8 protein-coding genes are annotated in these 12,425 nt (G+C 62.9%); 4 read left to right on the top strand and 4 right to left on the bottom strand.

From position 1 onward, the window contains the following. Window positions 1-331: 331 nt before the first annotated feature. Window positions 332-1,468 (top strand): GGDEF domain-containing protein, encoded by a 1,137-nt coding sequence (locus AC07NV_RS00110; RefSeq protein WP_495164310.1) that lies wholly within the window; start codon window positions 332-334, stop codon window positions 1,466-1,468. 461 nt (window positions 1,469-1,929) lie between these two features. On the opposite strand, the gene AC07NV_RS00105 is transcribed toward AC07NV_RS00110, so the two are convergent. Genes AC07NV_RS00105 through AC07NV_RS00095 form a run of 3 tightly spaced genes read right to left on the bottom strand, consistent with a single transcriptional unit; the run spans window position 1,930 to window position 8,534 of the window. Next, window positions 1,930-3,384, bottom strand: coding sequence for an amidohydrolase (locus AC07NV_RS00105; RefSeq protein ID WP_495164309.1), 1,455 nt, complete (start codon window positions 3,382-3,384; stop codon window positions 1,930-1,932). A gap of 15 nt (window positions 3,385-3,399) precedes the next feature. Then, on the bottom strand, window positions 3,400-5,181 hold the full coding sequence (gene ggt, locus AC07NV_RS00100) for a gamma-glutamyltransferase (RefSeq protein ID WP_495164308.1): 1,782 nt from the start codon (window positions 5,179-5,181) through the stop codon (window positions 3,400-3,402). Continuing rightward, window positions 5,181-8,534 (bottom strand): TonB-dependent receptor domain-containing protein, encoded by a 3,354-nt coding sequence (locus AC07NV_RS00095; protein ID WP_495164307.1) that lies wholly within the window; start codon window positions 8,532-8,534, stop codon window positions 5,181-5,183. The genes ggt and AC07NV_RS00095 overlap by 1 nt, the downstream gene beginning before the upstream one ends. Before the next feature lie 219 nt (window positions 8,535-8,753). Here AC07NV_RS00095 and AC07NV_RS00090 point away from each other — a divergent pair, with 219 nt between their 5' ends. Together AC07NV_RS00090 and AC07NV_RS00085 are read left to right on the top strand one after the other, a co-directional pair. After that, on the top strand, window positions 8,754-9,287 hold the full coding sequence (locus AC07NV_RS00090) for an RNA polymerase sigma factor (RefSeq protein ID WP_495164306.1): 534 nt from the start codon (window positions 8,754-8,756) through the stop codon (window positions 9,285-9,287). Next, window positions 9,284-10,195 (top strand): FecR family protein, encoded by a 912-nt coding sequence (locus tag AC07NV_RS00085; RefSeq protein ID WP_495164305.1) that lies wholly within the window; start codon window positions 9,284-9,286, stop codon window positions 10,193-10,195. The genes AC07NV_RS00090 and AC07NV_RS00085 overlap by 4 nt, the downstream gene beginning before the upstream one ends. Before the next feature lie 310 nt (window positions 10,196-10,505). On the opposite strand, the gene AC07NV_RS00080 is transcribed toward AC07NV_RS00085, so the two are convergent. Then, window positions 10,506-11,219 carry an NUDIX hydrolase gene (locus tag AC07NV_RS00080; RefSeq protein ID WP_495164304.1) on the bottom strand — a complete coding sequence of 238 codons (714 nt, stop codon included), beginning with the start codon at window positions 11,217-11,219 and terminating at the stop codon, window positions 10,506-10,508. A 124-nt stretch (window positions 11,220-11,343) separates the two neighbouring features. Between AC07NV_RS00080 and AC07NV_RS00075 the strand changes: the two genes are divergently transcribed. Beyond that, a complete protein-coding gene (locus tag AC07NV_RS00075) occupies window positions 11,344-12,408 on the top strand; it encodes a bifunctional nicotinamide-nucleotide adenylyltransferase/Nudix hydroxylase (RefSeq protein ID WP_495164303.1) in 1,065 nt (354 codons plus the stop codon). The last annotated feature ends 17 nt before the right edge of the window (window positions 12,409-12,425 follow it).

The raw sequence follows: 12,425 nt of genomic DNA, 5'->3' as shown, positions 1-12,425 counted from the left end.
ATGCTGGCCCTTCGTTCGAACTCCATGCGCAAAGGATCAAATGACGACAGACTGTCTATTGAGGCATTCGCCTCGGCGAGAGGTCGCAATTGGTCGATCGCTACGGCAACGTATCCAATGTCCGCTCCCCGCGATTTTTTGTCTCAAAGTGGCTGACCGCCAACGGCCAGTTGCGCTAATGAGCTTCGGTCTGCGGAAACACGTCACTGGATATTGAGCGTGTCGCTGCTCCGTCGTTCCGGAATGGCATTCACCTGACCTTTACCAGGATTATAGCATCCCTTCCCACCAACCGGATCGGGAATCCGATTTTTCGTCATTGGTCGGGTGTATGAATTATTATAACGTCATAGGAATTTTGAACACGAGCATGGCGGCGATATTCTGCATCGCGCTGCTGGCGATATGGCGAAACAACCGCACTCTGAATTATATCAGGGTATTCGGCCTGTCGTACGCGATCAGGTCGCTGTGCTTCGGCATATTCTACTTCGCCTTCTCGTTGGAAAACCCGGTTTTGCGCTATTCGGCGAACATCTTCCTGCTGTTCGCGATCATGCTGCTGTCCATCGGTTTGTCCAATCGGCGCGGGCGACGGCCTCGCTACGGTGCTCTCCTTGCTATCGGAGCGCTCACGCTGGGGCCTCTCCACTATTATCAATTCATGGATCCGAACCTGCTGGCCCGGGTCATCATCCTCAATTGCGGGCTGGCTGTCCTCAGCCTTTTGATGCTGCTGGATGTTGCAAGGGCACCGCGCCGTACGCCGGTAGAGCAGGTGCTTCTCGGTTTGCTCCTCGTCTCCTTCGCCGGCTATCTTCTTCGGCCGTTGTTCCTGATTGCATCAGGCGCTTCGGGCCAGCGGTTCGAGGGTTCGTACTGGCTTGTGGTTTCGATTTCCGATGCGCTCATCTGTGCGATGACGGCGGTTGGGATCCTCGCGGTTATCGCCAGCGACGTGATGGACGGCATCAAGTCCGACGCGCTGATCGACACTCTGTCGGGATTGTTCAACCGGCGCGGTTTCGAACCTCGCGCGCTCAGGGCAATGGCGAGGCAGACGGCCGGAAAGCCGGCGGCGATCATTCTCAGCGATCTCGACCATTTTAAATCGATCAACGATCTGTTCGGTCACAGCAGCGGCGATTTGATCATCCGGCACTTCTCGGACATCCTGAAGGAGGAAGCCCCAGGCGGTGCGATTATGGCGCGTCTGGGCGGTGAAGAATTCGCGATCATGCTACCTTCAGGCGCGGCCGTCTCCGCGCACGAACTGGCCGAAGAGATCAGAACGTCATTCAAGCAAACCGCTCCGGCTCTTATGTCCGGCGAGGCAAATCCTACGGCAAGCTTCGGCGTCGCAATTGCGAGGGAAGACGAAAACCTGCAGGCTCTGATGGAGCGCGCCGATCGTGCACTTTACAGAGCCAAGGGCGACGGTCGCGACCGCGTGCAACTGTCCGAGTAGACCAAGCCCACACGGTTCCGAGAGATTGCAAACGCGCGAAGAATGTCCGCTCTCTCGCTTGGATTTCTCAAAAGCGGACCGGCCGTAGCCAGCCAACACTGGAGCGAAGCGCATCGGGATATCGCATCGATTCACGCCAAAATGGACAATTTTTGCTAATCGAACTATCGTTATGGCATAAGAAATGTGGGGAAAAGTGTGGGGGTACGAGAGCTTATTGACAAAATAAATCTATAGAAAACATATGGATAATATATAGGTTCGATACAAGCCCTGCCACCATTTTCCTATTCACCAGTAGCCGCAGGGGTCTGCAGAAAGCCCTGGACAAACTGCGGAAGCAATGGCGGCTGGACATCCCATGCCGACCGTCCACGGATGATTTGCTTTCGCCCGGAAGCAGCCATTCCATCGACACCAGGTTGAACCCTTCGAGCTCGGGCCATTTGTGCCTCTACGATCTAGCCGCCGCCGTCGGACTTATCGCGATAATCGAGGGGCGGGGCGCGATCGCCAACCAGCGCCTGGTAGCGGAAGTCCGGCCCGCGCTTCCTGTCGAATTCCGCGCGCGCCGCTTTCAGCACCTCGGGTTGGCGGAACAGGTCGGCCGCCGAAAGCGCGAGGGTCTTGGCGGCGACCACGGCGCCGCGGGCACCGATCGGCGCGCCGCTCGCAGCAACGGCCTGCCAGCTATGCGCGGGCGTGCCCGGAACCCAGGTGGCGACCGTCAGGCCAATCGTCGGGCTGGCCCAGCTGACGTCGGCGACATCGGTCGAGCCGCCGGTGGGGTCCGAGCCGATCGCGCCGATCTCCGAAACGCTCGTCAGCGGCTTGCGGGTCGGCAGCCCCGGCTGGATCTGCTCGGCCCAGGCGCGGTCCGCGTCGGTCCAGCGCGGGCCGCCGACTTCGACCAGGTTGCGGTGCATCACCGCGGCCAGCGCTTCGTTGCCGAGCATCGCATAGACGCCGCCGGTGATCTCGGGCTCGACCTTGGTTTCGGTCGCAAGCGCAGCGCCTTCGCCCGCCTTGACGACACGGCCCCAGACCGAACGCACGACATCGACGTTGGTGCTGCGGACATAATAATAGGATTCGGCGAAGTCGGGCACCACGTTGGGGGCTTGCCCGCCGTTCGTGACGACATAGTGGATCCGGGTCCCGATCGGCACATGCTCGCGCAGATAATTGGCCGCGACATTCATGATCTCGACGCCGTCAAGCGCCGATCGCCCTTTGTCGGGCGCGGCCGAGGCGTGCGAGGCGACGCCGCGAAAGCGAAACTTGCCGCTGATATTGGCCTGGCTCGAACCGATGCTGACGCCGTTGGTATCGGACGGGTGCCAATGTAGCGTCGCCGCGACGTCGTCGAAGAGCCCGGCGCGGACCATATAGACCTTGCCCGAGCCGCCTTCTTCGGCGGGCGTCCCATAGACGCGGACCTCGCCCTTGATGTCGTTCGCCGTCATCCATTCCTTGACCGCGATCGCCGCGGTGACCGACGCGGCCCCGAAAAGATTATGGCCACAGGCATGACCTGCCGCCTGACCGGCGATCGGCGCGCGTTCGGGCTTGGCGTCCTGCGCGAGCCCGGGCAGCGCGTCGAATTCGGCGAGGATGGCGATGACCGGCCCGTCGCCGCGCTTGAAGGATGCCTTGAACGCCGTGGGCATGCTGCCGATACCGGTCGTCACCGAAAAGCCCGCCTTTTTGAGCTCACCCGCGAGCAGCGCCGAGCTGCGCTCTTCCTTGTAGCCGACCTCCGCAAACTCCCAGACCGACCGCGCGAGCGCGGTGAGCGAGGCTTCGCGCTTTTCGACCAAGCCAGTTATCGCCTTATGGTCTGCGTCGGCGGCATAGGCATAGGGAGCGCCGAGCGAGGCGGCGGCTGCCGCCGTCAGAAGATAAGTAAATTTCATCGGATTTCTTCCTTTTCAGCGGACGCCCGCGGCGAGCGCGTCGGGGCGGCGGGTGTCGGCGGCGCCCAGGAACAATTCGCCCTCGATCATGATCGATTGCGTGCTGCCCATCGTGTTCGACGGTTTGACGTCATGGCCTTTGGCGCGAAGCAGGTCGCCGAGGTCGGGCGAGAAGCCCTCTTCGAGTTCGAGCGCCGCATCGCCGCCGCCCTGATTGATCCTCGGCCGCATCGCCGCCTCGGCAATGTTGAGCTTGTGATCGATCACGTTCGACAACATCTGCACCATCGTCGCGACGATATATCCGCCGCCCGGCGTGCCGCTGACGAGCCACGGACGCCCATTCCGGAAGACGATCAGCGGCGTGATCGTCGACCCCACCCGCTTGCCCGGCACCGGCAATGTCGCCTTCTGCTCTTTTGCGCGTGCGCCCCAAGCGAGGTTGCCCAGCGAATTGTTGAGCAGGACCCCGGTCCCGGTCGCGACGACATGCGCGCCGTAGGAGGCCGAAAGCGTATAGGTGTTGCTGACCGCATTGCCCTGCGCGTCGGCGACCGAGAAATGCGTCGTATCCTTGCTTTCGAAAGGATAGGGATTGCCGTCGGGCAGGGTCTTCGCATCGAGGACTGCATCGGGTCGCACCAGCTTGGCACGTTCGGCGGCATAGGCCTTGCTGGCGAGCCCGGCGACGGGCGTCCGCCAGTCGGGGCCGCCGCCGAGGAGGCGGCGGTCAGCTGCCGTGATCTTCAGCGTCTCGGCAAGGATATGGAGGCCCGCGGCGCTGCCCCATTTGAGCTCGCCGACGGGAAAGGTCTCGAGGATGTTCATCGCCTCGGCGACGCTCACGCCCGACGAGGTGGGGGGCATATAGGCGATCCGGTAGCCGCGATAATCCGACCAGATCGGCTCGGAGACCACCGCCCGGTAATTGGCCAGATCTTCAAGGTCGATGATCCCGCCGCCGGCCTTCATGCTCGCGGCGATGCGGTCGGCGACCGGGCCCTTGTAAAAGCCGTCGGGCCCTTTTTGCGCGATCTGGCCGAGCGTCCACGCCAGATCGGGCTGTTTGAAGCGTTCGCCTGCGGCATAGGGCGTCCCGCCCGGCTTGAAATAGGTCGCAAGCGCGGCAGTATCGCGGCTCATGACGTCCTTGCGCGCCGCGGTCGCCTGCGCTTCGTCGTCGCTCAGGATGACGCCCTTTTTCGCGAGTTCGATCGCCGGCGCGACAAGGCTCGCCCATTTCATGCTGCCAAAGCGCTTGTGCGCTTCCCACAGCCCCATGACCGTGCCGGGGATAGCGACGCCCTTCATCGACATGCCCTTGCGGCTGTCGAATTCGCCCTTCTCATTGAGGAGGAGATCGGGAGTCGTCGCGTGCGGCGCTTGGCCATAATAGTCGATGGCGATGGTCTGCGCCGGCGCCGCGCCATGCGCCGCCATATGCACGACCATATAGCCGCCGCCGCCGACATTGCCGGCGCGGGGCAGAGTGACCGCGAGTGCGAAGCCGGTGGCGACCGCGGCATCGACGGCGTTGCCGCCCTTGCGGAGGATGTCGACGCCGACCCGGGTCGCGATCTCATTCTGGCTGACGACCATGCCGCCGCGGCCGATTTCCGGGTTATGGATCTGGCCATAGCCGACCAGATCGCCTCCGCTTGGCCCCCGCGCCGGGCTGGCGGGGGAAGCGATTTCCGCCGGTGCGGCCTGTTGCGCCAGGGCGATATGGGGCGGCGCGATGAGCGCCACCCCGATCATCCATCCAACGGCGCGCGTGCGCAGCCGCGCCGTCCGCATCAGAAGGACACCTTCACATTGGCGTACCAATAGCGGGCATAGGGGTTGTAGAGGCTGGCAAGATAACCGCTCGACGATAGGGGCGGCTTCTTGTCGGTGAGGTTGCGGACGCCGATCCGGACCCGGTACCGGCCCGCGGTATCGTCGCCGACCTCGACCTGCCCATAGAGGTTGAAGGTGAGCTGGTCGTCGATCACCCAGCGCGTGCCGGTGGCGTTGACGAGGCCGGTGTCCTCCACATCGCCGGTATATTGGGTATAGGCACCGATCTGGAACTTGTCATAGTTCCAGACGAGCGATCCCGACGCTTTCCATTTCGGCTTGCCGTTGCGGCGGATGAGATTGCCCTGTTCGGCAATGATCGTGCCCGCGTTGATCGTGCCGGCTGCGCGCGCTTCCAGAAGGGCCTGCACTTCCGGCGAGGGCTGGAGGAAGAATTTGTCGAGATAGGCCGCGTTCAGATTGAGGGTGAATTTCCCGATCGATGTCTCGGGCAAACGCCAGCTCAGCCCAAGGTCGATACCGGCGACCTCCTGCGGCAGGAGGTTGCGATACTGGTCCTGGACGAAGAGGACACGCCCTGCGGGTGTAAGGCCGGTGCCGGCAAACAGGGTCGTGTCGTCGGCGGTCGGCGCGGCGCGGACGACGTTCGGATCGGTGCCGCCGCCGACGCGCTGCAGATAGTCGTTGATCAGCGCGTTGCCCTCGCCGAACAGACCGACGACCCCGGTTTGCCGGATGTTCCAGTAATCGGCGGTCAGCACGATCCGGCCCAGTGCGGATTCGAGAAAACGCGGTTCGACAACGATGCCCGCCGACCATGCCCGCGATTCCTCGGGTTTCAGGTTCGGGTTGCCCGACCGCTGCGCGCTGGTCGAAAAACTGTCGGTGCACTGGGTGAAGTTGGCGATCTCGTTTTTGCGCAGCCGCGCCTCGCAGCGGACATAGTCGGTCCGCGTGTTGGAGCGCGTGACCACCGTCGCGTTGACCTGCTCGAGATTCGGTGCCTTGAAGCCTTCGGCATAGGAGCCGCGCAGACGCAGCCCATCGACGATGTCCCATGCGGCGGCGATCTTGGGCTTGGCGACCGAGCCGACGTCGTCATAATGCTCGAAACGGCCCGCGATCTGGACATCGAGCCTGTGGACCAGCGGGATGTTCATTTCCGGCGAGACGAGCGGGATCGCCAATTCGCCATAGGCCGCGAAGACGGTACGCTTTCCGCGGGTGTCGGGCGAAGCGCTCGACCCCACGAGGTCGCTCGGATTGACGAAGCCGGTGACCGTGTCGCGGAAGGTGATCGTGCCGTCGACGTGCGGATCGCGATCGTCGAACTGGGTCTCGCGCCGGGCCTCGGCGCCGAAGGCTATGCCGACATCGCCTGCCGGCAGCGCGAACAGATCGCGCTTACTTGCTTTGATATCGGCGAGCGCCAAACTCGACTTGCTGAAGCGCTCGGTCGTGATCCGGATCGCATTAAGCGCCGCCGCATTGCTTGACGTCGTGTCGAAACTCGCGGGGTTTGCGAGATTGCTGCCGTTGAACGGGTTGTACGCGTCGGGCGTCGAGAGCGCCAATTGGCGCTGGAGGAGCGTCTGGCTGATGCCGTCCGAACGGTCGCGCACCGTCGCTTCGGAATAGAGCGCCGCCGTTTCGACATCGAAGCCAAGCACCTCGAAACGCAGGCCTCCGAGCAGGCGGAACTGCTCATTCTTGACCCGGACGATATTGGGTCCGACGTCGGCGAAGCCATAAGTGCTGAGCGTCACCGGCACGCCCTGCGCCGGCGCATTGATTCCCGGCAGGCGATTGGGATTGGGCTGGCCGTTGGGCAAGGTGACGGCGCCGAACGGGTTGTAATAATTCGATGCCGGGATCACGACCGGCCCCGCTGCGAGCGTTCCGGTCGAGCTCTGCACGCTACGCGAATTCGCGCTATAATATCCCGCTTCGCCGAAAAATTCGACGCCTTCGGTCAGCTCATATCGTCCGTTGACGAAGATATTGGTGCGCGTGATCTTCGGCATCACGCTGGTGTTGAATGCGGCCGGTGCGTCGAAGCGAAGATTGCGGTCGCCCGCCGCGGCGTTGGTCCCGTCGTCGATGCAAATGCCATTGCCGAGCGAGGTCTGGCATCCCGCATTGGTTGCCGGCTGGATGTGGAACTGGCCCGAGGCGTTGGTGAGCGCGGTCGCGCCCTGGCGCACGACGAAATTGCCCACGGTCTGGAACGAGCCCCAAGGCGAAATGGTGGTGCGTCCGTCGACGGATGTGTTGTCCGCATAGGCGGTGCCCGCGAAAAGCGGGCGCAGGTCGGCCGATGCCGTATAGTCCTGATCCTTGGCCTCGAGCGCGGTGCGGCGGTCGTGGCTCACGAACAGCGAAATATTGCCGCGATTGCCGAGACGGGTTCCCGCCAGCAGGTTGAGGTTCATTTCCTGAAGGCTGGTGCCTTCGGCCCAGCCGACTTGGGCTTCGCCGGTAATGCCCTGATAGTCCTTGCGAAGGACGGTGTTGACCACGCCCGCCACGGCATCCGATCCATAGATGGCGGCCGCGCCGTCGCGGAGCACCTCGAGGCGCTCGATCCCGAACACGGGGATTGCGTTCGTGTTGTAGGTGAGGACGGGCACGAGATTGTCGTCGGCGCGGCTCGTCGGATGGGCGACGACGCGCCGGCCGTTGATCAGCACCAGCGTGTTGCCAACGCCGAGGCCGCGAAGGTTGACCGAACCGATGTCGCCGCGCGCCGAGTTCGAGCTGTTGGGCAGATAGGCGCTGTTGAAGCTCACATCGCCCATCTGCGGAATCGAACGAAACAGCTCGTCCCCCGAGACGGCGCCCGTCGCCGCGATGGCCTGCGAATCCACGACCGTCACCGGCAGCGCACTTGTGATCGAGCTGCCCTTGATCTGGGACCCGACGACGACGATTTCGTCCTCGGGCGGCGCCATCGCTTCAGCCGGTGCCGACGTCTGTTCCCCCGGCTGAAACGCGCCGCCGGGTTGAGGGGCCTGAGCATAGGAGACGCGCTCCGCAGCGCTGCGCGACTGCTCTTTGCCAACGATCCGAACGACATTGCTGCTCGCGAAACGGTAAGTGTAGCGGGTATTTTTCAAAAGAGCCGAAAGTGTTTCGTTGATCGTCAGGTTTCCCGAGATCGCCGGTGCCTTCAGCTTCGCGATGGCCGGATCGGTAAAGACAAGCTGAACGCCCGTCTGCTGCGCGACCGAAAACAATGACCTGTCCAGACGCTGCGCTGGCAGTTCCAGCGTGTAGCGTGTCTCCTGCGCAGACGCCGGCGCCGCAATTGCGCAAGCAGCCAGACCAGCAAGAAAATATCCCCTCATCATATGAGCCCCCATATTTTCGCAGACCATCTGTAGCGTCTGCTTCCCTGGCGGCCCCGGCCCTGTCGGGTTCGGTTACCGCCTACTATGACGAGGCAGGCATCCAAATGCGAACCTCGCGCGTCAGTTTTGTTTATTTTTTTGTGACGATGTTTTTGAGGTTCGCTTTTGATGACCTCAACCGTCATACTTCCCAAATGCCATTCTAACGGGGAGAAGGGGTTGGGCCTGTTCGCGAATGGACGCGATGCTCCGCGCGAAGGCGTGCCGCTGGATGCGGCGCGGCTCGCGTCGCTTCGGGCGGCACTCCATGCGTTCGTGTCGCGCCGTGTTTCGAATCCGGACGAGGTGCAGGATCTGGTCCAGGAAGCCTGCGCCCGGCTCATCCAGTCGTGCCAGGAGCGCCAGGTCGACGAGCCGCAAGCTTATCTTTTTCGTATCGCCGCCAACCTGATCACCGACCATCATCGAAGACTGAAGAATCTCCAACATGCGACTGACGCCGACGAGCCCATGGCGCGAGCCGAGCAAGAAGACGGAAAACGCTATGTCGACCTTCGGGAAGCCCTTGAGGCGGCCCTCGGCGAGTTGCCTCCGCGCTGTCGGCAGATCTTCATAATGCGGCGATTTGATGAGATGTCGACGACATCGGTGGCGTTCAAACTCAGGATCACGCCGCGCATGGTTCAAAAGCATCTGGGGCGGGCGCTCGAACATCTCTACGATCGCCTCGGGCCGTTGAGGAACGGGCTGTGAAGCGATTTTCGAAGTCCGACCTGGGCTCGCGCGCTGCGAGCGTGTTCGAGGCGGCGCTCGGCGACCGGCGGCATCAGGTTCATCCCGACGACCTTGAGGAAGCCGACGCCTTCTGGCAATGGCTGGGTACGATCGAGCGGCCGGCCGACCAGCCCGATGCGCCGCGGCGCAGCTGGCGCCGTCTTTCGCAAATCGCGGCCGCCATTCTCCTCTTCGTGTCGGCGACGCTGGCCTGGCAGTTTTACCCGCGAAATGGCAGCGACTTCGCCGAGACCTACCAGTCGGCACGGGGCGAGCGGCGCGTGATCGAACTCGCCGACGGTTCGGTCATTACCCTTGCGCCTGAAAGCAGGGTCGAGGTTCGTTATAGCAAAGCTCAGCGCCGCATCCTGCTGTCGCGCGGACAGGGCTTGTTCGACGTCGCGTCGAACAAGGCGCGGCCCTTCATCGTGCAGGTCGCGCAAGGCGAAGTGCGGGCGGTAGGGACTGCCTTCGATGTGGTCGCCGGCAAGGACGAGGCGATCGTGACGGTCGTCGAAGGGGTGGTCCGCATCCTGCTGGCCGATGCGAAGACCGGGGTGGTGAATGGCGGCAAGGAGGCCCGAAAGGGCGAACTCGTGCGGTTCGGCGTCACTCGCGGCCAGAATAATCAGGTCAGCTTCATTTCGCAGTCGAACGGCGCCGATGTCGAAAGTGCGACGGCCTGGACGCGCGGCATTCTGATCTTTCGCGGCGAACCGCTGTCGCGCGTGATCGAGACAGTCAATCTCTACTCACAGGAAACCGTGCAACTCCGCGACCCGTCGCTCGCGGAGCTTCCCATCTACGGCGTCATCAAGCAAGGTGACGCAACGGCGCTTAAGGACATCATCGCGAATCCCGGCACGATCGAGATCAGCGACGAATAGCGATATGCGTAAGGGCCGCGCATTGTTCTGCGGCTCGATAGACACGCGGATGAGTCGCGTCGATTGACCAGAGTTTTTCGAAGATGTTGGGAGGGCACCGGCAGACGAATCTCCTCACCAGGCCCCGCATCGGTGGGGCAGGGGGAGTGATTGGATGGGCTGCCGGCGACTGTGCCTATTTGGATCGGGATGATCTTCGGGGTCTCCATCGGCTATCTGGTGCAGGTCTAGTTGCGAACACGACCAAAAGATCGGCCGCGTCTCCTTTCCAAAGATGTGTTTCCAAATGCCGCCGTTCCATGATCGGCCGTCAAGGGGCACCCAGCTTCACCCCATAAAGTTCGGCCGGTCGAAACGCGCCGCCTTCTTCACGTTCGCCGGTCCCCTCGATCCAGCCCTTGTCGAGCATGCGGCGGCGGAAGGCGGGTTTGTTGAGGCCGATCCCGAGGATCGCTTCGTGGACGTCCTGCAGCGCGCGTAGGGTGAAGCGCGGCGGGAGCAGCGCGAAGGCGATAGGTGAATAGTCGAGCTTGCCGCGCAGCCGCTTCACCGCATGGCCGAGGATGTCGTCATGATCGAAGGCGAGGGGCAGGGGGCGGCGATCCGGACCGAGTGCGGCGACTGGACCGCCCTGTTCTCCCGGCCAAGGAATGTCGAGCGGAACGAGCGCGAGATCTTGGCGCCTGTCGAGCGCCTTCGCCAACGCCTCGTGCGGTAGCAGCGCAAAATAGGCGACGGTGACGATGCGCATCCGCGGGTCGCGGCCGGGATCTCCGAAGCTGTAAAGCTGTTCGAGCCATGCGTGCGAGAGTCCGGCCTTATCGGTGAGGATGCGCTCTGCGGCCTCATCGAGGCTTTCTCTCACGCCGACAAAGCCGCCCGGTAGCGCCCAGTCGCCCTTGTGTGGCGGCTCGTTGCGCCGCTGCAGCAAAACCGCCAGCCGGCCGTCCGAGACCGTCATCAGCACAAGGTCGACGGTGACCGCGAGCGATGGAAAATCAGCGGGATTATAGGCATCGGACATGGCATCTTCTTATATCTTGACTAGATATATGTCAAATGAATATAAGTTACCCGGCGCCACCGAATCGGAGGCGGGCCGCCCCGGGGAGTCCGGGGCGGAAGTTGGATCGAGGGAGTCTCGAGCGATGAAAAAGGCAGATTTCGGCGTCTTCATCGGGCGCTTTCAACCGCTGCATGTCGGGCACGAACATGTCATCCGGGAGGCGTTGCAGCAGGTCGAGCGGCTGATCGTGCTGGTGGGGTCGGCAAATGTCGCGCGCGACCCACGCAACCCCTTCACCTTCGACGAGCGCGCCGCGATGCTGCGTGCCGCCTTTCGCCACGAAATGGCCGAAGAGCGGCTGATCGTCGAACCACTCGACGATCATCTCTATTCAGACACTGCGTGGGTGACCGAGGTGCAGCGGCGCGTGAACCGGATCATCCTCGATATCGGCAATGGCCATGGGTTCGGCAGTCACGGGATCGCCGATTTCAAAGTCGCGTTGACCGGCTACGGGAAGGACGCCTCCTCCTATTATCTCCGTCTCTTTCCCGAGTGGGACAACATCCAGATCGACAGCCAGTACGGTACCTTCAGTTCGACCGACGTGCGGCGGCGCTATTTCCAGCGCATCCCGGAAGTGCCTGCGTCGATCCTGACCGCCGACGTCGCGTCCTGGCTCGACGCGTTCAAGCTGGGTGACGATTTCCGCTCCCTGCTCGACGAATGTGAATATCTCGCGGACTATCCCGGCCAATGGGGCAAAGGGCCGTTCGTCACCGCCGACGCCGTCGTTGTACAGTCGGGGCATATCCTTCTCGTCGAGCGCGGGCGGCTGCCGGGCAAGGGACTGCTCGCGCTGCCCGGCGGGTTCGTCGATGCCGGCGAACGCATCCGCGACGCCGCGATCCGCGAACTGCGCGAGGAAACGGGGATATCCGACAGCAAAGGGCAGATCCCGCCCGCAATGCTCGGCAGCTTCGTCGAAGATCATCGCACGCGGGTGTTCGATGCACCGAACCGCAGTCTTCGCGGCCGCGTGATCACCCACGCCTTTCTGTTTCGCCTGCCCGAACGGCGCAAGCTGTTCGCGGTCAAGGGTGGTGACGACGCCGCGCATGCGCGCTGGTACCGGCTCGGCGACCTGTCGCCGCAGATGTTCTTCGAAGACCATTGGTCGATCATCGAAGAGATGGCCGATCTCTAATTACTGGCAGGGGAGTC

Source organism: Sphingopyxis sp. GW821-FHT10B01 (assembly GCF_059415685.1).
The sequence above is the reverse complement of the archived record's forward strand: the minus strand, read 5'-3'. Positions and strand labels throughout refer to the sequence as shown.